The organism is Actinospongiicola halichondriae, from assembly GCF_049103745.1.
Lineage (GTDB): Bacteria > Actinomycetota > Acidimicrobiia > Acidimicrobiales > Salinilacustritrichaceae > Salinilacustrithrix > Salinilacustrithrix halichondriae.
In genome coordinates this window covers 2,684,595-2,709,125 of record NZ_CP171622.1, presented here as the reverse complement: position 1 = coordinate 2,709,125, position 24,531 = coordinate 2,684,595, and the positions used below count along the sequence as shown (strand labels likewise).

General features: G+C 70.1%; 25 protein-coding genes. 14 read left to right on the top strand and 11 right to left on the bottom strand.

Translation table 11 applies throughout. The features are described from left to right. Positions 1-6 precede the first annotated feature (6 nt). The gene (locus AB8619_RS13305; RefSeq protein ID WP_436793114.1) at positions 7-1,977 is read right to left on the bottom strand and encodes an ABC-F family ATP-binding cassette domain-containing protein; all 1,971 of its coding nucleotides are present in this window, start codon (positions 1,975-1,977) and stop codon (positions 7-9) included. 116 nt (positions 1,978-2,093) lie between these two features. On the opposite strand from AB8619_RS13305, the gene AB8619_RS13300 reads away from it, so the two are divergent. Continuing rightward, positions 2,094-2,696, top strand: coding sequence for an SRPBCC family protein (locus tag AB8619_RS13300; protein WP_436793113.1), 603 nt, complete (start codon positions 2,094-2,096; stop codon positions 2,694-2,696). 3 nt (positions 2,697-2,699) lie between these two features. Here AB8619_RS13300 and AB8619_RS13295 read toward each other — a convergent pair whose 3' ends face one another. The 5 genes from AB8619_RS13295 to AB8619_RS13275 form a co-directional block, all read right to left on the bottom strand. After that, complete coding sequence (locus AB8619_RS13295) at positions 2,700-3,350, bottom strand: VOC family protein (protein WP_436793112.1); 651 nt, start codon at positions 3,348-3,350, stop codon at positions 2,700-2,702. Beyond that, positions 3,341-4,291 carry a hypothetical protein gene (locus AB8619_RS13290; RefSeq protein WP_436793111.1) on the bottom strand — a complete coding sequence of 317 codons (951 nt, stop codon included), beginning with the start codon at positions 4,289-4,291 and terminating at the stop codon, positions 3,341-3,343. The genes AB8619_RS13295 and AB8619_RS13290 overlap by 10 nt, the downstream gene beginning before the upstream one ends. A gap of 19 nt (positions 4,292-4,310) precedes the next feature. Further along, entirely contained in the window at positions 4,311-6,047 is a 1,737-nt protein-coding gene (gene leuA, locus AB8619_RS13285; protein WP_436793110.1) for a 2-isopropylmalate synthase, read from the bottom strand. A gap of 196 nt (positions 6,048-6,243) precedes the next feature. Beyond that, entirely contained in the window at positions 6,244-7,293 is a 1,050-nt protein-coding gene (locus tag AB8619_RS13280; protein ID WP_436793109.1) for a PHP domain-containing protein, read from the bottom strand. A 30-nt stretch (positions 7,294-7,323) separates the two neighbouring features. Continuing rightward, positions 7,324-7,920 (bottom strand): hypothetical protein, encoded by a 597-nt coding sequence (locus AB8619_RS13275; protein WP_436793108.1) that lies wholly within the window; start codon positions 7,918-7,920, stop codon positions 7,324-7,326. Positions 7,921-7,960: 40 nt separating this feature from the next. On the opposite strand from AB8619_RS13275, the gene ychF reads away from it, so the two are divergent. Genes ychF through rsmI form a run of 3 tightly spaced genes read left to right on the top strand, consistent with a single transcriptional unit; the run spans position 7,961 to position 10,208 of the window. Continuing rightward, entirely contained in the window at positions 7,961-9,040 is a 1,080-nt protein-coding gene (gene ychF, locus AB8619_RS13270) for a redox-regulated ATPase YchF (protein WP_436793107.1), read from the top strand. A gap of 8 nt (positions 9,041-9,048) precedes the next feature. Beyond that, complete coding sequence (locus AB8619_RS13265) at positions 9,049-9,378, top strand: DUF192 domain-containing protein (protein ID WP_436793106.1); 330 nt, start codon at positions 9,049-9,051, stop codon at positions 9,376-9,378. Then, positions 9,375-10,208 carry a 16S rRNA (cytidine(1402)-2'-O)-methyltransferase gene (gene rsmI / locus AB8619_RS13260; RefSeq protein ID WP_436793105.1) on the top strand — a complete coding sequence of 278 codons (834 nt, stop codon included), beginning with the start codon at positions 9,375-9,377 and terminating at the stop codon, positions 10,206-10,208. Before AB8619_RS13265 ends, rsmI begins: the two co-directional genes overlap by 4 nt. 7 nt (positions 10,209-10,215) lie before the next feature. On the opposite strand, the gene AB8619_RS13255 is transcribed toward rsmI, so the two are convergent. Genes AB8619_RS13255 through AB8619_RS13245 form a run of 3 tightly spaced genes read right to left on the bottom strand, consistent with a single transcriptional unit; the run spans position 10,216 to position 12,802 of the window. Further along, positions 10,216-11,073: a class I SAM-dependent methyltransferase gene (locus tag AB8619_RS13255; RefSeq protein ID WP_436793104.1), complete on the bottom strand. Its 858-nt coding sequence runs from the start codon at positions 11,071-11,073 to the stop codon at positions 10,216-10,218. Continuing rightward, on the bottom strand, positions 11,070-12,047 hold the full coding sequence (gene galT, locus AB8619_RS13250) for a galactose-1-phosphate uridylyltransferase (RefSeq protein WP_436793103.1): 978 nt from the start codon (positions 12,045-12,047) through the stop codon (positions 11,070-11,072). The genes AB8619_RS13255 and galT overlap by 4 nt, the downstream gene beginning before the upstream one ends. 11 nt (positions 12,048-12,058) lie before the next feature. Continuing rightward, positions 12,059-12,802, bottom strand: coding sequence for a methyltransferase domain-containing protein (locus AB8619_RS13245; RefSeq protein WP_436793102.1), 744 nt, complete (start codon positions 12,800-12,802; stop codon positions 12,059-12,061). Positions 12,803-12,859: 57 nt separating this feature from the next. On the opposite strand from AB8619_RS13245, the gene AB8619_RS13240 reads away from it, so the two are divergent. The 7 genes from AB8619_RS13240 to AB8619_RS13210 are packed head-to-tail and all read left to right on the top strand — an operon-like array spanning position 12,860 to position 19,262. After that, positions 12,860-13,843, top strand: coding sequence for a hypothetical protein (locus AB8619_RS13240; RefSeq protein WP_436793101.1), 984 nt, complete (start codon positions 12,860-12,862; stop codon positions 13,841-13,843). Next, positions 13,840-14,784: a hypothetical protein gene (locus tag AB8619_RS13235; protein ID WP_436793100.1), complete on the top strand. Its 945-nt coding sequence runs from the start codon at positions 13,840-13,842 to the stop codon at positions 14,782-14,784. The genes AB8619_RS13240 and AB8619_RS13235 overlap by 4 nt, the downstream gene beginning before the upstream one ends. After that, a complete protein-coding gene (locus tag AB8619_RS13230; protein WP_436793099.1) occupies positions 14,781-15,458 on the top strand; it encodes a DUF4129 domain-containing protein in 678 nt (225 codons plus the stop codon). Before AB8619_RS13235 ends, AB8619_RS13230 begins: the two co-directional genes overlap by 4 nt. Continuing rightward, the gene (locus tag AB8619_RS13225) at positions 15,455-16,534 is read left to right on the top strand and encodes a DUF4350 domain-containing protein (protein WP_436793098.1); all 1,080 of its coding nucleotides are present in this window, start codon (positions 15,455-15,457) and stop codon (positions 16,532-16,534) included. Before AB8619_RS13230 ends, AB8619_RS13225 begins: the two co-directional genes overlap by 4 nt. After that, positions 16,512-17,477 carry an AAA family ATPase gene (locus AB8619_RS13220; RefSeq protein ID WP_436793097.1) on the top strand — a complete coding sequence of 322 codons (966 nt, stop codon included), beginning with the start codon at positions 16,512-16,514 and terminating at the stop codon, positions 17,475-17,477. The genes AB8619_RS13225 and AB8619_RS13220 overlap by 23 nt, the downstream gene beginning before the upstream one ends. A gap of 6 nt (positions 17,478-17,483) precedes the next feature. Then, positions 17,484-18,806 carry a DUF58 domain-containing protein gene (locus tag AB8619_RS13215; RefSeq protein WP_436793096.1) on the top strand — a complete coding sequence of 441 codons (1,323 nt, stop codon included), beginning with the start codon at positions 17,484-17,486 and terminating at the stop codon, positions 18,804-18,806. A gap of 27 nt (positions 18,807-18,833) precedes the next feature. Beyond that, positions 18,834-19,262, top strand: coding sequence for a VOC family protein (locus tag AB8619_RS13210; RefSeq protein ID WP_436793095.1), 429 nt, complete (start codon positions 18,834-18,836; stop codon positions 19,260-19,262). A 1-nt stretch (position 19,263) separates the two neighbouring features. Here AB8619_RS13210 and AB8619_RS13205 read toward each other — a convergent pair whose 3' ends face one another. Continuing rightward, a complete protein-coding gene (locus AB8619_RS13205) occupies positions 19,264-20,241 on the bottom strand; it encodes a stage II sporulation protein M (RefSeq protein WP_436793094.1) in 978 nt (325 codons plus the stop codon). 23 nt (positions 20,242-20,264) lie between these two features. Between AB8619_RS13205 and AB8619_RS13200 the strand changes: the two genes are divergently transcribed. Genes AB8619_RS13200 through mnmA form a run of 3 tightly spaced genes read left to right on the top strand, consistent with a single transcriptional unit; the run spans position 20,265 to position 23,410 of the window. Then, entirely contained in the window at positions 20,265-21,182 is a 918-nt protein-coding gene (locus tag AB8619_RS13200) for an RDD family protein (RefSeq protein WP_436793093.1), read from the top strand. A gap of 9 nt (positions 21,183-21,191) precedes the next feature. Beyond that, positions 21,192-22,325: a cysteine desulfurase family protein gene (locus AB8619_RS13195; protein WP_436793092.1), complete on the top strand. Its 1,134-nt coding sequence runs from the start codon at positions 21,192-21,194 to the stop codon at positions 22,323-22,325. Beyond that, a complete protein-coding gene (gene mnmA / locus AB8619_RS13190; protein WP_436793091.1) occupies positions 22,322-23,410 on the top strand; it encodes a tRNA 2-thiouridine(34) synthase MnmA in 1,089 nt (362 codons plus the stop codon). The genes AB8619_RS13195 and mnmA overlap by 4 nt, the downstream gene beginning before the upstream one ends. Positions 23,411-23,492: 82 nt before the next feature. On the opposite strand, the gene AB8619_RS13185 is transcribed toward mnmA, so the two are convergent. Continuing rightward, the gene (locus AB8619_RS13185) at positions 23,493-24,425 is read right to left on the bottom strand and encodes a hypothetical protein (protein ID WP_436793090.1); all 933 of its coding nucleotides are present in this window, start codon (positions 24,423-24,425) and stop codon (positions 23,493-23,495) included. Positions 24,426-24,531 lie beyond the last annotated feature (106 nt).

Below are 24,531 nucleotides of genomic sequence, written 5' to 3'. Positions count from 1 at the left end.
CCGACTCTAGGAGTCGGCGCTCTCGAGCTGGGTGGCCGCCTGCTCCCACTCGGCCATCAACGTCGCCGCAGCGTCCTTGGCGGCGTCATGCCGGCTCTGGAGATCGACGAGCCTGTCGGTGTCGGCGTACACGTCGGGGTCGGCGAGTTCTGCTTGGAGCTCGGCGACCTTCGCCTCCGCCTGCTCCCACTTCTTCTCCAGCCGGTTGACCTGCTTGCGCAGCTCCCGGGTCTTCTGTGGATCGGTGGTGGGCTTCTTCTTCGCCGGAGGCGGGGGAGGTGTCGCCTTGGCCTGCTTCTTGTCCTGCTTCTTGGCGGGCTTGTTGGCTGGGCGGTTCTTCGGTGCGGCCTTCTTGGTCTGGCGTTCCTTGCCGGACGTGTCGCGACGCGTGGTGGGACCGGCCGGGTTGAGCACCGACTCGGGCACGCCGTGATGGAAGATCGCGGTCCCGTCTCGGACGTCGACGACGTCATCGGCCACCGAACGGATGAGGTACCGGTCGTGGGTCACGAGCAGCACGGTGCCCGGGTACACGCTCAGAGCATCCTCGAGCATGTCGCAGCTGGCCAGGTCGAGGTGGTTGGTCGGCTCGTCGAGGATCAGCAGGCCGGCGGGCTCGGCCATCACCTTGGCGAGCGCGAGGCGTGTGCGCTCGCCGCCGGACAGGACGCCGACCTGGCGCTCGACAGCGTCGTCGCGGAACCCGAACGACGCCAGGTAGGTGCGCAACGACTTGCCGCGCGGCGTGTCGGAGCCGATGCCGTCGCGAGCGACCTCGAGCACCATCTGGTCGGGGTCGAGTTCGTCGGCCTGGTGCTGCTCGAACCGCGCCACGGTGACGCTCTGACCGACCTCGGCCGTGCCCTCCATCGGGGGGAGGTCACCGAGGAGCATCTTCAACAGCGTCGTCTTCCCGGCGCCGTTGGGTCCGACGAGCGCGAGCTTCTGGCCACGTTCGACGTGGATCGAGACGTTGCGGAGGACGGGCGTGTCGCCGTAGCCGGCCGTCATGTCCTTCAGCTCGGCGACCACTCGCGACGTGCGCGGCGGCTCGGGGAACTGGAACCGGGCCTGGAGTTCCTTGCGCTCCGGGACCTCGATCTTCTCGAGCTTCTCGAGCATCTTGATCCGGCTCTGGACCTGCCGGGCCTTGGTGGCCTTGTAGCGGAACCGCTCGACGAACTTCTCCGTCTGCGCCCGCTGCTTGGCCTGCGATGCAGCCTGCGCCTGGAGCCGCTCGATCCGTTCCTCACGTTCGACGACGAACTCGGCGAAGCCGCCGACGTACTCCGTCAGCGTCTCGTTCGCGAGTTCGACGACGTGGGTCGCGATGTTGTCGATGAAGTCGCGGTCGTGCGAGACGAACAGCAGCGAACCGGTCCACGACTTGAGGCGGGCCTCGAGCCAGCTGACCGAGTCGAGGTCGAGGTGGTTGGTCGGCTCGTCGAGGATCAGGAGGTCGGGCGACGACAGCAGGAGCCGCGCCAGTGCCACACGCATGCGCCAACCACCGGAGAGCGCGGCGACGGGCCGGTCGGCGTCCTCGGTGGCGAAGCCGAGGCCGGCGAGCACGCCGTGGGCCTCGGCCTCGAACGCGTAGCCGTTGAGCTGTTCGAAACGCGTCTGGGCGTCGCCGTAGCGGTCCAGTGCCTCGGGCGTCGTGTCGGTCGGACCGGCGGCGAGCGTGTGGTGCAGGTGCATGATGTCGGGCCGACCGCCGAGCACCGTGTCGAGCACCGATCCGTCGTCCTCGGTCGGGATCTCCTGCGCCAGGTAGCCGATGCGCATGTCCTTCGGCTTGGTGATCGAGCCGGAGTCGGGCTTCGTGTTCTCGACCAGGATGTCGAGCAACGAGGTCTTGCCCTGGCCGTTCGCCCCCACGAGCGCGACCCGTCGACCGGGTGACAGCGACAGCGACGCGTCCGAGAAGAGGACACGGCTGCCGTGCGCGAGAGAGAGTCCAGTGGCCGTGAGCACGATCTTCGAGCCTACGAACCCGGGGCGAGATCCCCCAATGAGAAGACGCCGACGTCTCGTGTTGCGCCGTCGTGGGTAAGGCACCACTTGTCGCCCGCAACGGAAGGAACCGCACGATGAATCACGAGATCGAACTCGACCTCCCCGTACGCACCGTCTACGACCAGTGGACCCAGTTCGAGGACTTCCCCATCTTCATGAAGCACATCGTCGACGTCCGCCAGCTCGACGACACCCACGTGCTGTGGAAGGCGAAGATCAGCGGCATCTCCCGCGAGTGGAAGGCCGAGATCACCCAGCAGACGCCTGACCAGCGCGTCGCCTGGACCGCGACCGACGGCACGAGCAACGCCGGCGTGGTGACCTTCCATCCCCTCGACGACGACCACACCCGCGTCGTCCTGCAGATGGACGTCGACCCGCAGGGCTTCCTCGAGAAGGTCGCCGACTGGGGTGGCTACATCACCGACCGGACCAAGAAGGACCTCGAGGACTTCAAGGACTTCATCGAGGCTCGTGGCAAGGCGACCGGGGCGTGGCGCGGAACGGTCGAGCGCGACTCGCTGCGCGATCTCCATGCCCACACCGAGGATCTCGAGAAGCTCGACGATCCCGAACTGGTCCGTCGCGCCGAGGAGGCCGGGATCGAGCGGCCCCTCGACCGGAGTCGCTCGTGGCTGGTCGCGGCGCTCGCCCGCCACGACTACGACAACCGCTGATCCTCAGCGAGCAGGTGGCGCCCCGGACATGAGCGCCACCGGAAGCGAGATGCCGAGGTCCCTCGTGCGCACGGTGGCGATTCGTCGCCCCGGTTGCACGGCGGACTTCGGCGCGCCGCAGGCCGACCCGAGGTGCGCTGCGGCAGCATCGATGTCGTCGACGGTGAACGCAAGCCCCCAGATGCTCGCCGGCCCGTCACCCGAGGATTCGGGTGAGCCGACGAGTTCGAGGATGACCGGACCGAGGCGGAAGAACCGCTGCTGCATGGCCGGGGTGCTTCCGGGGACGTCGCGTATCCGGCGGCAGTCGACCCCGAGGCCGGCGAAGGTCTCGGTCGTGCGGTCGAGATCGGGTGACGCCAGGACGACATGGTCGATGGCCACGACGCGGTTGGGATGATCGGGCGTCACGAGATCCCGTTCAGCATCCCGGTCAGCATCCGCCATCGACGTCGCGATGCCGTCGACGGACGCCGGCACCGAACCCCCGTCGGCGCGCAGCCTCCACCGAGGCGGAGCGTCGTCGCCTGCGCACGAGATCGTCGTGGCCCCGACCGCCACCGAGCCGTCGACCACGGTGAACCCGGCGGCGCTCCAAGACGATGCGTCGTCCCCGACGATCAGTGAGTCGAGGAGCAGCGGGCTCACGCGCACGTCTGGACGGTCGACTGGAGGCTCTGGAGGATTGCAGGACGGTCGGCGCCCGACAGTGACAGGGCGAGGATCTGTGCGGCCACGTAGTCGTCGACCGCCTCGGTCAGGCAGACGGCGGGCTCGCCGGTGATGCCGGTGCCGGCCACGAACGCCGTGCGGAGCTCGTCGACGACCCCCGGGGCGCAGCCGATGTACGCGTCGGCCACCGCAATGATCTCTTGGTCGGTGAGTTCGAGCGCATCGAGGTCGTCGGTCGTCGCCGCCACGAACTCGTCCGGCGTGCCCAGGGCCACGGTGCGGTCACGGCCGATGATCCCGAGTGCTTCCGAGGCGATGCAGGTCGCTTCGGTGTCACCGAGTTCTCCGGCGGCGTCGCTCATGAGGAACGAGGTGAGGGCGCTCTCGTAGGCCAGCCGTTCCTCGTCGCCGTCGTCCCCGCCCGAACACGCCACCAGCGTCTCGGTCAGATCGGCCGTGTCCTCTTCGGTGACGTCCGCGCCCTTGAGCGAGATGGCCAGCAGCGGGATGAGTTGGGCGTCTTCCAGCTCGTCGGCCAGACACTGGTCGATGTCGTCGCTCCCGGTCTCGAAGCTCTCGATGAGCTGGTCGACGATCCCGTCGACGCAGTCGAAGGTGGCGGTCGCGATGTCGATGGCCTTGCCGTCGCTCAGGTCGAAGGCCGAGAGGTCGTCCTCGGCGAGTTCGGTGACCTCTTCCGGTGTCCCGGCCTCCTCGAGCGCGTCGAGGCCGATGATCGGCGCTGTCGCGTCGCCGATGCAGTGGGCTTCGTCGTCGGTGGTATCGAGCGAGTCGTCGTTGTCGTCGGCGAGGATCCCTTCGGCGAGCGCGTCGGCGTACTCGTCGAGGCCGGGTCCACTGTCACCCCCGCAGGCGGTGAGGCCGAGGAGGCTGGTGATCAGGATGACGACGAAACGACGCATCCGGGCAGGCTAGGTGCCCTCAGCGGTGGCGATTGACACCCGAGAGGACGGCCCGGAGTGAGGCCGCGACGATGCTGTCGTGGACGCCGACGCCCCAGTGCACCTCGCCAGCCGCCGTCTGCATCTCGACGTAGGCGACGGCCTGGGTGTCGGCGCCGGCGCCGATGGCGTGCTCGCTGTAGTCGAGGACGTCGACCTCGATGCCGAGGTGTTCGGCCAATCCGTGCACGAAGGCCGAGACGGGGCCGTTGCCCTTCCCCGACACCGTCGCTGGTCCGTCCGCGGTGTCGACTTGCGCCGTGATCTCGGCGCCGGTGTCGGTCGTGTGCAGCTCGTAGGTCCGCAGTTCGATGCCGCCCGGCGCGAGGTAGGTGGCCTCGAACTGCGTCCACATCTCGCCGGCCGTGATCTCGGTACCGGTGTTCTCGGCGACACCCTGGACCGTCCGTGAGAACTCGATCTGGAGTCGACGGGGCAGATCGAAGCCGTGCTCCTCGTGCATGACGTAGGCGACGCCGCCCTTGCCGGACTGGCTGTTGACCCGCACGACCGACTCGTAGGTGCGGCCGACGTGCATCGGGTCGATGGGCAGGTACGGGACTTCCCAGACCGGGTAGTCGCCGTGGCCACCGCCCTCGGGCACGGTCTCGGCGAGGGCGGCGAAGCCCTTCTTGATCGCATCCTGGTGCGAGCCGGAGAAGGCGGTGTACACGAGGTCGCCCACGTAGGGGTGGCGTGGATGGACCGGGAGCCGGTTGCAGTACTCGGCCGTTCGACGGATCGCGTCGATGTCGGTGATGTCGAGTTCGGGGTCGACGCCCTGGCTGAACAGGTTCAGCGCGATCGTGACGACGTCGACGTTGCCGGTGCGTTCGCCGTTGCCGAAGAGCGTGCCCTCGACCCGGTCGGCGCCGGCCATCACGCCGAACTCGGCGGCGGCGACGGCGCACCCGCGGTCGTTGTGCGGGTGCAGGCTCAACACGACCTGGTCGCGGTGCGGCACGTTGCGATGGAAGTACTCGATGACGTCGCCGTAGACGTTGGGCGTGTACATCTCGACCGTCGCCGGCAGGTTCATGATGAGCTTGTCGTCGGTGCCGGGATCGATCGCCGTGCGAACGGCGTCACAGATCTCGATCGCGTAGTCGACCTCGGTGCCGGTGAAGCTCTCGGGTGAGTACTCGTAGCGGACGTGGGTGTCGGGGATCGTCTCCTCGAGCTTGCGGCACAGCTTCGCCCCGTTGACCGCGATGTCGGTGATGCCGTCCTTGTCCTCGCCGAACACGACCCGGCGCTGGAGCACCGAGGTCGAGTTGTAGAAGTGGACGATCGCCCGCGGTGCGCCGGCGATGGCCTCGTAGGTGCGTTCGATGAGCTCCGGCCGGCACTGGGTGAGGACCTGGATCCAGACGTTGTCGGGGATGAGGTCTTCCTCGATGAGCTGGCGGCAGAAGTCGAAGTCGGGCTGACTCGCCGACGGGAAGCCGACCTCGATCTCGGTGAAGCCCATGGCGACGACGGTGTCGAACATCCGTCGCTTGCGCTGCGGGTCCATCGGGTCGATCAGCGCCTGGTTGCCGTCGCGCAGGTCGACCGAGCACCACAGCGGTGCCTTCTCGATGCGCTTGTCCGGCCACGTGCGGTCGGGGAGCGCGAGACGACCGTCGCCGTCGGCGCCGAGGGGCACGAACGGCACGTACTTGTCGAAGGCCATCTTCTTGATGCCAGGAACGGGTTGTGCGGGCTGAGGAGCCATGTCGTTTCCCTCGGTGTGGGTGGGTTGTCTGCGGTGAACTGGACCTGGAAAAGCAAGAAACCTCCTGGCCGGAGGCGCAGGAGGTGGGACGAACGCGATATGTGGCGTTCGCCTAGGTGAGAAGAAGGAGGTCCAGGTCGAGGAACTTCATCGCCTCAAGGATGCCGGGGCCGACGTCCCGCGTCAACCCGCGACCTCAGGAAGTGGGGTGGGCGGCGGCCCAGTCGAGCAGGTCGCCGGCGGTCATGGCGTTGACGATGCGGTCGGCCGTGATGCCGTGCCGAGCGGCCTTGTCGCAGCCGAAGGCCTGGAACTCGAGTTGGCCCGGAGCGTGGGCATCGGTGTCGATCGCGACCCTGCAGCCCCACTCGAGCGCGAGTTCGAGGAGGTGGTCCGGCGGGTCCTGACGCTCGGGGCGGCAGTTGATCTCGACCGCGGTGTCGAACTTGGCGCAGGCCGCGAAGACCATGTCGGCGTCGAACTGCGACCCGACCCGGCCGGGGAAGTCGCTCTTGCCCACCTGGCGTTTCCGGCCCGGGACCTTCTGGCCGGTGCAGTGGCCGAGGATGTCGACGTGCGGGCTGGCGACGGCCATGACCATGCGGCGAGTCATGTCCTTGGCATCCATCGACAGCTTCGAGTGGACGCTCGCGACGACGATGTCGAGTTCGTCGAGGAGGTCGTCGTCGAGGTCGAGGGTGCCGTCGGCGAGGATGTCGACCTCCATGCCGGTGAGGATCCGGAAGCCGTCGTCGAAGCGGTCGTTGACGGCCGCGATCTCGTCCAGTTGTGCCTTCAGTCGGTCGCGGTCGAGGCCGTGCGCGATCGTGAGCCGAGGGGAGTGGTCGGTCATCACGATGTAGTCGTGGCCGAGCGACCGCGCCGTCGCGGCCATCGCCTCGATGGACGCTCCTCCGTCGGACCAGACCGAGTGCATGTGACAGTCGCCCTTGAGCGCTGCCCGCAGATCCGCGCCCTCGGATGCCTCGATACGGGTCGACGCCTCGAGTTCCGCGATCTTCTTCGGGACCTCGCCGTCGAGTGCCTGGGCGATCACCGCACCGGTCGACTTCCCGATGCCCGCGAGTTCGGTCAGTGCGTTGCGCTCGTGAAGTGCCGACAGTTCGTCGTCACCGACCTCGTCGACGATCTCGATCGCCCGTTGGTAGGCCCGCACCTTGTTGCCGTCGGCCAGCGAGCGGTCGAGCAGGTAGATGACTCGTTCGAGGGCCTCGCGGGGGTGCACGAACCGAGGCTACCGACGGCTCGCTCGCGATCAGATGGTGACCAGCGCGTACAGGGCCAGCACCGGCACCAGCAGGCCCAGTACGGCCATGCCGACGACCCCGTAGATCGCCAACAGGACGTCGCGTGGCCCGTACTGGACCACGGTGGCCGACGCCGACAACAGCTCCTTGTGCTGGCCGATCGTGGACCGGACCAAGGCCCCGACCCGGGCGAGGGCTCGTGCCGTGCCGATGAGTCGTCCAGGGAGACGCCGGCGTGTCGTCGACTCGAGCGATGGCGCCACCTCGGCGAACCCGTCGACGACCGAGCGGGGGAGCGAGGTGAGCTCCGGGAGGCGTTCGCCGACGGTGGCCACGCCGTCGCGGAACCGGGCGAACCGCCGGCCCAGCGTCGCGAGCGACAGCGCTGGGAGCAGGAGCACCGCGAGCACCACCAGGGCGATCGCGAGCCTCGACTCGTCGCGCTGTGAGTACAGGAACAGCCCAGCGTTCACCAGGGCGAGCGCGACGCTGATGATCACCAGCCACTGGATCCACCCGAGGACCGTGCCGACCAGCGTCCGTACGAGGCCGAAGACCCGATCGAGCACCGACCGCCCGGCATCGAGGCTGGCAGCGTCCGTCATGGCGGTCATTCTGCCGCGGTCGCGTAGCCTCGCTGGCTCCATGGAACGCTTCGGATTCGTCGGACTGCCCAACGCGGGCAAGTCCTCGCTGTACAACTCCCTCGCCGGCGGCGGCGCACTCGCTGCGCCGTATGCCTTCGCCACGACCGACCCGAACGTCGGTGTGGCCAAGGTGCCTGATCACCGTCTCGGCAAGCTCGCCGAGATGAGCCGCACCAAGACGATCATCGCGGCGTCGGTCCAGTTCGTCGACATCGGGGGACTGGTCGAGGGCGCCTCGCAGGGAGAGGGACTCGGCAACAAGTTCCTGAGCCACATCCGCGAGGTCGACGCCGTGGTCTTCGTGCTCCGTGCGTTCGAGGACGGCGACGTGCCCGGCCCGTCCGACCCGCTCGAGCACCTCCGCATCGTGGAGATCGAGCTCACCCTCGCCGACCTCGACACGGTCGAGCGGCAGCTCGACAAGAAGAAGCGAGCGTCCAAGGGCGACAAGTCGCTGTTGCCGGAGATCGATGCCCTGCAACGTGCCGTCGACGTGCTGGCCGAGGGGACACCGATCTACCGCTCCGACCTGAAGGCCGACGACCGTGCCCTCCTGCGCGAGCACTTCCTGCTCACCAACCGGCCGGTCATCGCCATCGTCAACGTCGGCGAGGACGACATCGAGGACATCGCAGCCATCACCGCTCCGGTCGAGGCCGAGATGTCGGGCGTTGCCGAGGTCGTCGGGATGTGTGTGCAGCTCGAGGCCGAAGCCGCCTCGCTCGACACCGAGGAGGAGCGACTCGAGATGCTCGAGGGGCTCGGACTGGGCGAGGGCGCGCTGCCACGATTCCTCCACGCCGCCTACGAGCTCATGGGGCTGCGGACGTACTTCACGACCGGCGAGAAGGAGACGCGAGCGTGGACGTTCCGCGCCGGCGCCAAGGCTCCCGAGGCCGCCGGTGTCATCCACACCGACTTCGAGCGCGGGTTCATCCGGGCCGAGTGCATCCAGTGGGACGAACTGCTGGAGTGCGGCTCGTGGAGCGCGGCGCGCGACGTCGGCAAGCTGCGGGTCGAGGGCAAGGACTACGTCGTCGCCGACGGCGACGTGCTCGACTTCCGTTTCAATGTTTGACTCACGTCGTGCCGTGGTTGCTGCGTGAGGGAACGGTGCTGGCGAGCCTCGAGCTCGCCACGACGCGCGACGAACGCCGCCGGGGCCTCCTCGGCCGCGACGGCATCGAGGGCGCACTGCTGATCGACCCTGCCCGTTCGGTGCACACCATCGGCATGCGGTTCGCGATCGACGTCGCCCACCTCGCCGCCGATGGCACCGTGCTGCGCACGACGACGATGGCGCGCAACCGTCTCGGGATGCCCGTGCCCCGGGCCGCGAAGGTGCTCGAAGCCGAAGTCGGGGCCTTCCGCCACTGGGAGTTGGCGGCCGGTCAGGTTCTCGAGGTTCGGGAGTGAGGGGCCGCCTGGTCGTCGTCGGTACGCCGATCGGCAACCTCGGCGACCTGTCGCCCCGGGCGGCGGAGGTGCTCGCTGAAGCCGACGTCCTCGCCTGTGAGGACACGCGGCGCACGGGACGACTGTTGTCCGCGGCGGGGATCGCCGCGCCGAAGCTCGTCGTCGTCAACGAACACACCGAGGCCGAGGCGGCGACTCGCCTGGTCGACCAGGCGCAGGCCGGTGCCGTGGTGGCGTTGGTCACGGACGCGGGCATGCCCTCGGTGTCGGACCCCGGGGCCGTGGTGGTCGAGGCGATGATCGCGGCCGGGATCGACGTCTCGGTGGTCCCGGGACCAACTGCCGCGTCGGCGGCGCTCGCCGCCAGCGGGCTGCCGTCGAGTCGGTGGGTCTTCGAGGGTTTCCTCCCACGGAAGGGATCCGGACGGAGCAGCCGACTCGCTGCCGTCGCCGCCGAGGAACGGACGGCGATCCTCTACGAGGCCCCGCACCGGATGGTGCGCACGATCGACGACCTGTTGGATCGATGCGACCCGTCGAGGCGCGTCGTGTTCGGTCGGGAGATCACCAAGCTGCACGAGGAGTGGTTCCGCGGCACCCTCGCCGAAGCTGCTCGTTGGCTGGTCGACCACGAGCCTCGTGGCGAGTTCGTCGTCGTCCTCGCGGGGGCATCGCCCGCACCAGAGGCGACCGACGAGGACCTGGTCGCCGCGCTCGCCGCCGAGCGTCGCGGCGGGGCTTCGACGCGCGACGCCGTCGCCGCGGTGACCGACCGCTACGGCGTCTCGAAACGACGGGTGTACGACCTGGCCAACGCCGCCGAGGGCTGAGCGGAGGTCAGACCGCGGTCGCGGCGAGCAGTTCGGCGAGCGTCGTCGCCGGATCCGGGCCGGTGAGCGCGCGTTGGATGCCTCGTACGGCGGCAGGGGAGAGCTCCCACATGCCGTCGTCCTCCTCGGTGATGACCACCACGAGCGCGTGGTCGTCGGCGCCCGTGACGTGCACGGTGCCCGCGACCACGGTGCCGACGTCGAGCGACTCCCATCGCAGGTCGACCGCAAGGTGCGCGGGTTCGGCCAGCCGGTCGGCGCCGCCGAGGACGGTCGCGATGCCGTCGAACTCACCGGACAGGCGGACGTCGCACGGGCCGCCCGGATGCACGAGGTCGAGGCACGACAGCGACTGGCAGTCCGGGTCGGTCGCGACCAGCGTTCCGGCCGTGGGCCATCCCGGTGCGGGCACGGGCCGCCTCCGTCCGGGCATCCGGTAGAGGCGTGCGGGGTTGCCGCGGCGTGTCGGCGTCAGCGCCGGGACGTCGAAGTCGACGGTGACGAGTGTGGCGTGGCGGTGCTGTTGGAGCGTGGGCAGCAGGCGTTGCAGCGTCGCCGGTGCGAGGTAGGCGAAGAAGACGTCGGCGTCGAGTTCGAGGTCGGGGTCGAACAGGTCGCCCAGACGGATGTCGGCGTCGATGCCGGCGTCGGCGAGGTTCTGGCGTGCTTCGTCGACCAGATCCGGGTCGGCCTCGATCCCGGACACGACGGCCCCACGGCGCGCCGCCGCGAGCAGCACCTGTCCGTCGCCGCAGCCGAGGTCGCACACCCGGGTCCCGGGTCCGATGCCGGCGAGGTCGAGTGCGGCTTCGACGGCGTGTTCCTGACTGGGCGCCCAGAAGGGCCAGGTGTCGAGCGCGCTCACACGTCCACGGCGCGCAGCTGCTCGCAGGCGATCTCGGGCGCCACGATGTTGATCATCACGCCCGTTCCCTGTTCGAAGCCGGCGACCGAGGTCAGCCGGGGCGTGAGGTGGACGTGCCAGTGGAAGGCGCCGGGATGGTTGTGCGGCGCCGTGTGGAACACGAGGTTGTAGGCGACGTCGCCCACGACCGAGCGCAGTCGGACGAGCGCATCGCGGATCGACTTGCCCACGGCGACCAGTTCCTTGGGAGAGGCCGCGGTCAGGTGCTCGTGGTGACCGCGCGGGATGACGAGCATCTCGTAGGGAGCCCCGCTCCAGTAGGGGCACACGACGACGACGCGGTCGTCGGCGTGGACGAGGCGGTGGCCGACGTCGATCTCGGCCTCGGCCACGGTGCAGAGGAGGCACGACCCGTCGAATCGATCGAATCCACGCTGTTCGTCGGCGATCTCGCCCGGTACGAACGGGATGCCGAGCAGCTGTCCGTGGGGATGCTCGATCGAGGCGCCGGCCTCGCGGCCGGCGTTGACGATGGCCTGCGTGTAGCGGGTGCCCGACTGGCGGGCGTGGTCCTCCATCCGGTCGCGGATGGCCGCCATCACCAGACCGGTCTGCTTGTCGTCGAGGTCGCCCCACGACTGGTCGTGCTCGGGTGAGAGCACCAGGACCTCGTGGATGCCCGAGGCGTTGGCCTGCGTGAAGACCGGTCCGAGGTTCGTCACCCGCATCGGCTCGTTGCCGGAGAACGCCGGGTACTTGTTGGGGACCACGCGGACCAGCCACGAACCCTCGGTGCTGTATTCCTCGAGCGACGGCGGCGTCGCCTCCTCGTTCCCCGGGCAGAACGGGCACGGGCGACCGGGCTCGGCCTCGACGGGCAGCTGGCGCGACACGAAGTGACCCGGGCGTTCGGCGCGGGTCGACGAGATCGTCACCCACCGACCCGTCAAGGGGTTCAGGCGCAGCTGGCTCACAGCAGCGGAGACTATCGGCGGGTACTCGCCGCGCTGAACACGCTGACGTGGGTCGGACTCTCGTCGTCGAATCGCTCGCCTCGCCAGCCTCCGAATCGGGCCACGAGCGACAACCCGGCCGATTCCGCCAGCCGGTCGAGGCCCATCGGATCGGTGTAGTGCAGGTGCCAGGGGCGCAGCCGTACGGGCTCGCCGTCGCGCAGTTCGACGTGGTGCCCCGAGACCGTGCAGGTCTCGGGGTCGGTCCGGCTGACTCGGAGCACCACCGAGTCGGCGTCGAGGCGCACGACGTCGACGTGATCCGACCGCTCGTCCGCCCCGTCGCCGGGAACGAAGGCCTCGATGACGACGATGCCGCCGGAGCGCAGCAGGCCGGCAGCGCGGGTGAGCGCCATGCGTTGCATCGCGCTGGTCGGGAGGTTGAAGAGGGTGTTGAAAGCGACCAGGACGGCCGCCGCCGACCCGGGCCGGATCGGCGGCTCGATCATGTCGGCGGCGACCACCGGGACCAGCGGGACCTGGTCGACCGAACGGCGGAGCATCGCCATGGAGGCGTCGAGACCGATCACCGGGAGGCCGGCCGCACGTATCGGCTCGGCGAGCCGTCCGGTCCCGCTGCCCAACTCGACCACCAGCCCGTCGACCCGCTCCCGGAGGAACGCCGCGGTGTCGGCCGGCGACGTGATGTCGGCGTACCAGTGGTCGTAGACGTCGGCGAAGGCCTCGCCGTACGTCGTTGCCCGGTACCCGTCCACGTCGCCATGTTGGCCTGCGGACATCACGGTCGAGGGCCATGGGTAGCGTGACAGCGGATGACGGAGGACCACCGGCGGCCAGCGCAGTACACCTCCGAGCGCGACGACCGCCTTCGTCGTTGGCTCGGCACGACGGTGCGTTCGTACTCGTCGGCGTTGGCCGGGGTGCTGGACGAGCACGGGATCGATCGCCCGCGCCGCTCGACGCCGGAAGCGCTGCGAGCGTTGCCGATGACCGACATCGCCGAACTGGGCGACGGGCGGGGGTTCGTCCTCGAACCAGGCGAGGACGGCTTCGGTCGGTCGGCGCCGATCGCCGACCAGGTGCGGTTCCTCTTCGCCGACGTGACCGGCCGCCGCGACGACTTCGCACGCCGGAACATCGACCCGTCGTACAAGCCGGTCCTCTGGACCCACGAGCGCACCGTGGACGACCACCTGTTCGTGGCCAACACCGCGACCGACCTGGACCGGCTGGCGACGCTGGGCCGTCGTGGATGGGCGACATCCGGTGTCCGCTCCGACGACCGGGTGCTCCTCGTCGGCGACGGCGATGGCTCGACCACGCACTGGCAGATGGTCCTCGGCTGCCGCAACGCCGGGGTCTCGTTCCTGACGTGTGGCCTGGAGCGAGCAGCCGACCTGTTGGCGACCGCGTCGCCGACCGTCCTCGCCGGGTCGGCGACGACGCTGGGCTCGTTGGCCGATGTGATCCCGTCGTCCGTTCGGGCACTGGCCGTCGACGCCGGCCACGATCCGGCTCCGCTGCCCGAGATCGACCTGCCGATGGCCGAGTGGTGGAAGGCGCCGGCGGCACGGGCTGCGTGGGTCAGCTGCCCCGGCGGCACCGGCTTCCACACCTGGCCCGAGGACGAGCTCGTCGAGGTCGTCGACGGCGAACTCGTGTGGTCGGCGGTGGGATGGCACGGCAGCGTGTGGTTGCGCGTCGCCACCGGCATCGCGGCGACGATCGACGAGACCGGATGCCCTTCGTGTGGACGTACGACACCGCGTGTCGAACCCCGAGGACGGTTCCGATGAGCTCGTCCTGGGCGATGCCCGGGGCGTCGGCGCCCCAGCCGTCGCGTCCGGTCGACGTCGACACGCCGTCCTCGACTGCGGCATCGGGTCCGTCCGCCGGGGCGGCCCCACTGCCGCCACCGCCTGTCCCGCTGCGGCCGATGACGATCCCCGACCTCCTGGACGGATCGTTCGACATCCTCAAACGCCGTCCGCGCGACGTACTCATCCTCGCCACGGTGTTCGTGGTGCCGATCCAGGTCCTGTCGGCGGTGTTGCTCCGCGATGTCATCGGCGGCGGCGGTTTCGCCGGTACCGGCCTGGGTGACACGACGTCGACGCTCGGTTTCGGCGAATCGGGCGAGCTCACCGGCGCGGGGACGCTCGCGGCGACGCTGGTCGCGAGCATGTCGTCGCTGGCGTTGCTCACCGGCGCCATGACGATGCTGGTCCACGACTGGTACGCCGGAGTCCGCCGTGCGCCGTCGGTCATCGTGCTGGCGACGCTGCGTCGGGCGCCGGCACTCCTGGTCGCGGTCGTCGTGGTCCACGTGCTCGAGGTCGTCGGCCTGGTCGGCCTGGGCATCGGCGCCTACATCGTGATGGCGTTCCTCCAGATCGTGAGTCCGGTGGTCGTGGCCGAGCACGTCGGACCGTTCCGCGCGCTGGTCCGGTCGACGCAGCTCACCGGGACGCGCTTCTGGCGTTCGATGGGGGTGCCGCTGCTCGTGGGGCTCCTCAGCACGATCGTCGGTTTCGGCTTCCAGCTGATCCCCGAGGTGGCGACGCTCGTGGTGGCCGACGACTGGAACTGGCTGATCCGGTCGGCGGGGTCGACCTTCTCCGAGCTCGTGGTGGCGCCGTTCACCGCCGGGGTCGCCATCCTCTACCACCTCGACCTGCGGAGTCGGTCCGAGGGCTACGACATCCAGCGGCGGGTCCAGGCGCTGATCGAGCCATGACGCTTGCCCACCTCGGACCGTTGCTCGGTGGTCTCGACGGAAACCCGCCCATCGACCCCGACGACGCTCGTCGTGCGGCCGACGACATCCTCCGCGACGGCGCGTATGCCGAGCCCACGCAGAGCTTGCTCGACCGTGCGATCGAGTGGATCTTCGAGCAGATGGGGTCGGCGTTCGGGACCCTGCCCGGCGGTGGTCCGGGTACGGGGATCGCGTGGGTCGTGGTCGTGGCGCTGGTCGCCGCGGCGATCTGGCTGGTGGTGCGGGCGCTCCGCGTCCCCCGCGTCGGCCGGGATCGGGGTGACGACGCGCTCGAGTACGGCACCGAGACGTCGCGAGACGCCACGGTCTGGCTCGACGAGGCCGACCGGCTCGCCGCGACCGGTGACCACCGGGGCGCGCTGCGATGCCGCCACCAGGCGCTGGTGGCGCACCTGGTCACGGAGCAGGTCGTCGAAGACGTCGCGGGCCGGACCGCAGGCGAGTACCGACGAGCCGCCGCCACAGTGCTCGTCGACGAGGCGGATCGTCTCGCCAGCGTCACCGACCGTTTCGACGGGGTCTGGTACGGCGACCAGTCCGTCGACGCCGCCGCCTACGCAACGTTCGTGTCCGAGTGTGAGGCCGTCGAGGCCGCAGCGCGTCGACGAGACGCCAGGGTGGTCTCGACGTGAACCGCCGCTGGATCTGGATCGGCGTCATCGCCGTGGTCGTGCTCGGCGGTGCGTACTTCGGGTCGTCGCGCCAGAACCCCGGTGCCCCGCTCGACCCGGCCTCGACATCGCCCGACGGTGCGAAGGCGGTGGTCGAACTCGTGGGACGCCTCGGTGGCTCGATCGAGGTCGTCGAGGGTGTCCCGGCCTCCGACGTCGACGTCGCCCTCGTCCTGGAGGACCGTTTCCCGCGTGATCAGGCCGACGACATCGAGGGGTGGGTCCGCCGAGGCGGAACACTCGTCGTGGCCGATCCTTCGTCGCTGTTCAGCCCGAGGGTGGGTGCCGGCGTCATCGACGTCGTGTCGGGACGGTGTGCCGTCGAAGGCCTCGAGGACGTGGCCACGATCGACGTCGGGGTGAGCCGCCGCTATCAGACGCCGGACGAGAGCGAGACGTGTTTCGCGTCGCCGTCGGGAGAGGCGTTCCTCGTGAGCGAGGCCAGTGGCGAGGGGCGGATCGTGAGCCTCGGCGGGCCGAGCGTGTTCACCAACGACCTGCTCGACGAGGACGACAACGCCGTGTTGGCCGGGGCGCTGTTGTCGGGAGAGGGGCGGCGTGCTGCCTTCGTGCGGCCGGTGCTCGCCGGCAGCGGCGACCAGGGCCTCGTCGACCTCATCGGGACGCCGGTCCGAGCGGCGCTCGCACAGTTGCTGGTGGTGTTCCTCGTCGTCGTCCTGTGGCGGGCGCGTCGGCTGGGTCGTCCGGTCACCGAGCCGCAACCCGTCCAGATCCAGGGCTCGGAGCTCACCAACGCCGTGGGTCGTCTGCTCCAGAACAACCGCCGCCCGGACCGGGCTGCAGCCATCCTGCGCGACCACGCCCGCCGGGACCTGTCGTCGTTGCTGGGTCTTCCCCTCGACGCACCGGTCGACGTGGTCGAGTCGACCATCGCGGCCCGGACCTCACTCGACGACGTCGAGGTCCGACGTGCCACCTCCGATCCCGTCACCTCCGACGAACTGCTCGTCGAGGTCGCCCATCTGCTCAACCGCATCCGTGAGGAGCTCACCCATGACCGATCAGCCATCCGCTAGTCCCGCACGCGACGCCGTGCTCGCCGTCCGAGACGAGGTCGGCAAGGTCATCGTCGGTCAGGACGGTGTGCTGTCCGGCATCGTCGCTGCGCTGTTGGTGCGAGGGCACGTCCTCCTCGAAGGCGTGCCGGGCGTGGCCAAGACGCTGCTCGTCAAGACGGTGTCGGCGGCCTTCGACCTCGACTTCAAGCGCGTCCAGTTCACGCCGGACCTCATGCCGTCCGACGTCCTGGGGCAGGTCATCTACGACTCCGGCACCGGGTTCCGCTTCCGCGAGGGCCCCGCGTTCACGAACGTGCTCCTCGCCGACGAGATCAACCGCACGCCGCCCAAGACCCAGGCCGCGCTGCTCGAGGCCATGGAGGAGCGGCAGGTCTCCGTCGAGGGCGACGCCCGCATGCTCCCGGAGCCGTTCGTCGTCATCGCCACGCAGAACCCCGTCGAATACGAGGGCACGTATCCGCTGCCCGAGGCGCAGCTCGACCGATTCCTGTTCAAGCTCCAGGTCGGCTACCCCGACGCCGCCCAGGAGCAGGAGATCCTGGCTCGCCACCACTCCGGGCTCGACCCCCACGACCCGATCGCCGCCGGTGTACGGGCGGTCGCCGGCGTCGCCGATCTCGATGCGGGCCGAGCCGAGGTCGACGCCATCGCCGTCGACCCACAGATCCTCGCCTACATCGTGGCCATCGCCCGAGCCACACGTGAGAGTTCGTCGCTGTCGCTCGGTGTCTCGCCTCGTGGTGCCTCGTGGCTCCTCCATGCGTCCAAGGCCTGGGCCTGGCTCGCCGGGCGGACCTTCGTCACTCCCGACGAGGTGAAGGCGGTCGCTCGTCCCACGCTCCGCCATCGCATCCAGGTCCGACCGGAGCTCGAGCTCGAGGGCACCACACCGGACGCCGTCCTCGACGGCATCCTGGCCACCGTTCCCGCGCCCCGCTGACCCGTCGTGCCGATCCCCACCCCTCGTCTCGCGATCGCGGCGCTCGTCGCTGCTGTCGCGGTCGCCGTGGTCCCGGGGACGTTCGCCGCCCGTCTGCTGCTGGTCAACGGAGCGTTGCTGGCGCTCGTCGTCATCGACTGGGCATTGGCGCCCCGCGAACGGTCGTTCGAGATCGAGCGTCGCCTCCCGAAGGTGATCACGCTGGGCGGCACGGACGAGGTGACCTGGCGCGTCCGTGACCTCCGCGGGCGCTCGTTCCGCATCGCCGTGGCCGACGAACTCGCCCCGAGCCTACGAGCCGGGAGCCGCCGTTTCTCCGGCGTCGTTCCCGCACGAGGTGTCCTCACGGTCTCGACGTCGCTGGCACCCACGCGCCGCGGCCGCTTCGAACCGACGGAGCTGGTGTGGCGCGCCGACGGACCGCTCGGCCTGGCCGCGCGACAGGGTCGTGTGCAACGTCCGGCGACCCTGCGGGTGTACCCCCGCTTCCGGTCTCGTGAGGAGGCCGAGCTGCGCATCGACCGTGCTCGCATCCTCGAGGTCGGCCTCCGTTCGGCGAAGGGACGTGGTGGCGGCACCGAGTTCGACCAGCTCCGCGAGTACACCGTCGACGACGAGTTCCGTCGCATCGACTGGTCGGCCACGGCCCGCGCCGGACGGCCGATCGTGCGGACGTTCCGGGCCGAGCGGAACCAGAACGTCGTGGTGCTCTTCGACAACGGCCGTGTGATGGCGGGCCGAGTCGCCAGCGACGCCACCGAAGGGGTGCCGCGCGCCGAGTTCGCCATGGACGCTGCGCTCCTCATCACCACCGTCGCCACCCGACTCGGAGACCGTTGCGGGCTCCTCGCGTTCGATCGTTCCGTCCGTGCGGTCGTCCAGCCGAGCCACGGCCGTGGCCAACTCGGCAAGGTCACCGATGCGCTGTACGAACTCGAACCGTCGCTGGTCGACAGCGACTACGCCGGCGCGTTCCACCACACGCTCGCCCACTTCCGTCGGCGCGCGCTGATCGTCCTGCTCACCGACCTCGTCGAGCAGGCGGTGGGCGAGTCGCTCCTCCCCGCGCTGCCCGTGCTCACCCGGTCGCATCTGATCCTCGTCGGGGCGATCCAGGATCCGCGTGTGCGCGAGTGGGCCGAGGCGCCGGTGACCGACGAGGAGTCGGCCTACCGGCAGGCCGCCGCGGCTCGCACGCTTCGATCTCGGGCCCGCGCCGCTGCGCGCCTGCGCGCCGCCGGCGCCACCGTGGTCGATGCGCCCCCGGAGCGACTGGCGGCGATGCTCGGCGACGCGTACCTCGAGATGAAGGCGTCCGGCCGCCTCTGACCGCCAGGGACGTGCGAAGCTCGTCTCGTGGAGCAACGCGTGTCCGTCATCACCCTGGGTGTCGCCGACCTCGGACGGTCGAAGGCGTTCTACGAGGCGCTCGGCTGGTCGGGCCAGTCGCCGCCCGGCGGCGACGTCGTGTTCTTCCAGGCCGGTGGCATGGTGGTCGGACTCTGGAGCCGCGACGAGTTGGCCGAGGACAGCGCCGTGACCGACAACGGCGGCTGGGGCGGCATCACCCTCGCCCACAACGTCGACTCTCCCGACGAGGTCGACCGACTGCTGGTCGAGGCCGAAGCGGCGGGCGCCACGATCGGTCGCGCTGCATCGAAGGCGTTCTGGGGCGGCTACAACGGCGTCTTCCTCGACCCCGACGGTCACCCGTGGGAGGTGGCCCACAACCCCTACTGGCCGCTGGCCGACGACGGATCCGTCCGGCTTCCCGACGCCCCCTGAGTCAGATCCCGGCGAGCACGGACTCCTCGGACTCGGCCGAACGACCGAACCGGAAGATGTAGGCCAGGAACGCGGCCTCGACCGCGACACCGACGGCGATCCGCGCCGCGGTCGGGAGCGGGCTACCGGTGACGAACCCCTCGATCAGGCCGGCGACGACGAACGCCCCGATGAGACCGAGCACGACGAGCACCGATCGGCGGCCCTCGTCGGTGAGCGCGCCGATCCGCGTGCGGTCACCGGGGTCGATCAGCGCCCATCCCAATCGGAGTCCGGCGCCGCCCGCGACGATGACCGCCGTCAACTCGAGCAGGCCGTGGGGGAGGATCAGCCCCCAGAAGCGTCCCTGCTCGCCCACGGCGGCGAACAGCCCACCGGCGACGCCCACGTTGGCGCCGTTGAAGACCAGGATCGCGGCGGTGCCGACGCAGGCGAAGATCCCCAGTGCGAAGGCCGTGATCGCCACCCGGATGTTGTTGAATGTGACGCCGGCGGCGAACTGCGCTGCCGGCTCCGACGAGTAGTAGTCGGCGAACTCCTCCTCGACGTATGCCGCCCGGACCGCCTCCGGGCCCGACGCATCGAGTGCGGCGTCCGAGTTGGCGATCCACGCACCGACCAGGATCCCGGGCACGAGGGTGAGCAGGGCGCTCGCGAGGACGAAGCGACGGATGCGCCACACCGCCCCGGGGAACGACGAGAACACGAAGCGGCGGATCGCCGTGGCCGCCGACGTCCGGGTGCTGTAGATGGCGGCGTTGGCGTCGGCGACGATCGTCGTCAGGCGGGCGTCGAGCGACGGGTCGCGGTAGGCGACGCGGGCGTGCGCGAGATGGCCGGACACCCGTTGGTAGAGGTGCACGAGCTCGTCCAGCTCGTCGGGTTCGAGCGACTTGCCGCCGTTGCGCCCCCGCTTGGAGAGGTACGCGAGCCGATCCCAGGCGGGCTTGTGCATCGAGATGAAGCGATCGACGTCCACGGTGCCCGGTACGGTAGCGACCCGTGGTGGCACCCACGGCGCACGAGTCCAGGGCAGCGGCGCCCTCCGGCGGGATCGTCACGCCCGAGGCCGTGCTCCTCGAGTTCGCCGAAGCAGGTCTGGGCAGCCGGGCGCTCGCCTTCCTCGCCGACCTCGGCGTCCGCCTCGGTCTCCTGTGGGCGGTGCTCTTCGGGTTCAGCCTCGCCGCTCCGGCACTCGGCGAGACCTTCGTGACGGTCGTCCTCATCGCGAGCGGATTCGCCGTGCTGCTCGTCTATCCCGTGGTGTGCGAGACGATGTGGAACGGCAAGACCGTGGGCAAGATGCTCGTCGGTCTCCGGGTGATCACGATCGAGGGTGCGCCGGTCCGGTTCCGTCATGCGGCCATCCGCTCCGCCCTCGGCCTCGTCGACTTCGTCCTCGGCTTCGGGAGCGTCGCGGTGCTCGCGTCGCTGACGACCCGCCAGAGCCAGCGCCTGGGCGACATCGCCGCCGGGACGATCGTGATCCGTGAGCGCCAGGCCGGCGCCTACGCGCAGCCGATCATCTTCCAGCCTCCCTACGGCTGGAACGCCTACGTCGCCGGGCTCGACGTGTCGGCGCTGCGGGACGAGGAGTACGTGCTGGTCCGAACCTTCTTGCTGCGCGTCCACGAGATGCGGATGCAGCCGCGCGACGAGCGTGCCCGCGAGTTGGCTGCCTGGATCGCCGACCGGCTCCGCGTCGAGGTCCCGGCCCAGCACCCTGCCGAGACGTTCCTCGTCGCGATCGCCGCCGCCTACCAGGCCCGACACGTGCCGTCGGCGTCCGGACCCGACGTGTGGGCCAACACCTTCCTTCCGCCGGGGGCCATCCCGCCGCCCGTGTGGCAGGACGATCCGCTGTCGTCCACCTGGGGGATCAGACCCGGCACATGGGGGACCACGCCCGGTTCGTCGTAGCCTCGCGCGGTGGCTTACCTCGACCACGCGGCCACGACCCCGGTCCGCCCCGAAGCACGAGACGCGATGCTGCCCTGGCTGGGCGACCGCGTCGGCAACCCGTCCGGCGCGCACCGACTGGCGCGTGACGCCCGTCGCGTGATCGACGACGCCCGCGACGTGTTCGCCGAGGCCACGGGATTCGACCCGGGCGACATCGTCTTCACGGCCGGTGGCACCGAGGCCGACGATCTCGCGATCGACGGGGTGATCGACGCCCGCGGGGGCGTCCCGGTGTGTCCAGCGTCCGAGCACCACGCGGTCCTGCACACGGTCGAGTCGCGTGGAGGACGCATCGTCGGCGTCGATGCCGCGGGGCAGGTCGATCTCGACCACTTGGTGTCGCTGCTCGACGACGACGTCTCGCTCGTGTCGGTGATGGCGGTCAACAACGAGACCGGCGTGATCGCCGACCTCTGGGCCGTGCTCGAGATCGTGCGTACGCATGCGCCCGACGCGCTGTTCCACACCGATGCCGTGCAGGCGTTGTCCTGGCTCGACCTCCCGACGGCTGCGGCCGGCGTCGACCTGCTGTCGCTGTCGGCTCACAAGTTCGGCGGACCCCAGGGCGTCGGCGTGCTCGCCGTCCGTCCCGAGGTCTCGCTCCGCTCACAACTGCTGGGTGGCGGGCAGGAACGTGGGCGACGCTCCGGCACCCAGAACGTCGCCGGCATCGTCGGGGCCGCCGCTGCGGCCGCCGTCACCGTTCGCGATCGCTCCGCATCGGTGGATCGCATCGGCGCGCTCCGCGATCGACTGGCCGACGGACTCCTCGCCCGCATCGACGGTGCGATCGAGACCGCCGTCGTCGACGGCGACCGGTCGGGCAAGGTCGCGGGCAACTGTCACGTGTGCCTCCCCGGGGTCGAGGCCGAAGCGCTCCTGGTCCTGCTCGAGGACCGCGAGGTGTTCGCCTCTGCCGCATCATCGTGTTCGTCGGGGGCGCAGGAGCCGAGCCACGTGCTCGCCGCCATGGGCGTCGACCGGGCCGTCGCCGAGGGAAGTCTGCGTCTCTCGCTCGGATGGTCGTCGACCGATGCCGACGTCGATCTCGCCATCGACGCCGTACCCGCCGCTGTCGAGCGCCTGCGGTTGTTCGCATGAGCCGGGTTCTCGTCGCCATGTCCGGGGGAGTGGACTCGTCCGTCGCGGCCGCGCTCCTGCTCGAGCAGGGCCACGAGGTCGTCGGCGTGACCATGAAGCTGTGGGGCGGCGAGAGCGACAGCGGTTGCTGCTCGGTGTCCGACGTCGACGATGCCCGCCGTGTCGCCGACCATCTCGGCATCGCTCACCACGTCTTCAACTTCGGCGACGACTTCGCCCGAGACGTGATCGACCCCTACGTCGCGTCGCACCAGGCGGGGCTGACGCCCAATCCCTGCATCGAGTGCAACCGGCACCTCAAGTTCGATCGGTTGCTTCGTCGGGCCGACGCACTCGGCTTCGACCACGTCGCCACCGGCCACCACGTGCGGATCGGCCACGACGCATCGGGCCGTCCGCATCTCCAGCGTGGCCACGACCTGGCCAAGGACCAGAGCTACGTGCTCTACGTCGTTCCGGGGTCGGTGCTCGGACGGGTGTCGTTCCCCATCGGCCACGTCACCAAGGACGAGGTGCGGGCCGAGGCCGCCCGCCTGGGGTTGAAGATCGCGTCGAAGCCCGACAGCCAGGACGTGTGTTTCATCACGTCGACGCAGGGCCGCAGCGGTTTCCTCGACGGGCGGGTCGACCTCCATCCCGGCGAGATCGTCGACGAGTCCGGCGCACGGGTCGGATCGGTCGACGCGGTCGAGCTGGTGACGATCGGCCAGCGGCGTGGGCTCGACCTCGGCGGCTTCGACACCCCGCGCTACGTGGTCGACGTCGACGTGTCGGAGGCCCGGGTGACCATCGGCGACAAGGCGGCGTTGCACTCGGACTCGGTGACGCTGGAACAGGTGGTCTGGGCCCACGACCCGATCGAGGGCGAGGTGCTCGTACAGTGCAGTGCGCACGGTGAACCCCTTCCGGGCCGGGTCTCGATCGAGGGCGCCGGCGCCACGGTGACCTTCGACCGCCCCCGCCGCCGCATCGCCCCCGGCCAGTCGGTGGTGCTCTACCACGACGACCTCGTCGTCGGTGGTGGCGTGGCAGTGCGCTCCAGCGCGACCGTTCCGGACCCAACGCGTTCGAACTCGACGCAATAATCGTCGGCCCCCGACGCCTGGGACGTTGAGTTTCCCGGGCTTGTCCGGTTCGGGCGGTCGCCGAGGACCACGGTTCGACCGATCAGCCGACGGGCAGGCGTTTCGCTCGGGCGATCTCGAGGGTCGTCGCCGGCTGCGTCGGCGTCACGAGGATGGCGAGCACGCCCTCGCGCTCGTCGAGCGATCGTCCGGTGCGCAGCCCCACCTTGATCGCCTCGTGGCTGCGGACCTCGAGCGCGAGACCAAGCGCTCCGCCGGTCGAGTCGACGACGTCTTCGGCGCCGGCGGCGTCGGCGACCGCCGGCCCCACCCGAGCCACCGAGGTGCGCGGGAAGAGGATGGGATCGGTCAGCGAGAACGGGTCGTGCACGACCAGGCCGGCGGGAACGAAGACGAGCCAGCGGCGGCTCAACAGGTGCAGTTGGCGGGCGCCGAGGAACGCGAGCGCCGCGCCGACCACCAGCGCGATGCCACCCGCGACCCACTGGGACGAGGCGAGGAGCAACGGACCCGTGACGACGCCGGCGGCGACGGCGAGCCACGACAACGGGACGGGCAGCACGAGCAGCGTCGGAGGGATCTTGAGGGCCACTCGCTGCTCGGTGCCGTAGCTCGAACCGTCGACGAATGCATCGCTCACGCCCGGCGCGGCCAACAGCAGCACCACGATGGCGCCGATGCCGACGCCGGCAGCGGCCCACGCTGGTCGGTCGGCTCCCAGAGACGCCCATACAGCGACCGCGAGTGCACCCGGACCGACGACCCGGACGACGGTCAGCGACGCCGAACGGAGCACCGACATGGCGCCGAGTCCGACGATCCAACCGGCCCACGCGAGCGTCGACGCGACGACCTGGACCGACCGGCTCCGATCGGACAGGGCATCGGCGAGCGCGGGCCCGGCGACGAGCGGAACGATGAGCCAGGCGACCCGCAACGGCCACGCCGACCGGGCGATCTCGGCGATCGATCGGGTGGGAGCGGGAGCGGACGGAGTGGCGGTGGACTCGGACATGGGACCCCCAGATTTGCTCCTGGGCCCTCCGGCTCGCTATTCCGGTGTGCATGGAGACGCAAGGGGGGCGTGGTTCCGATGGATCCGCGTACCCGTTCTCGAGCCA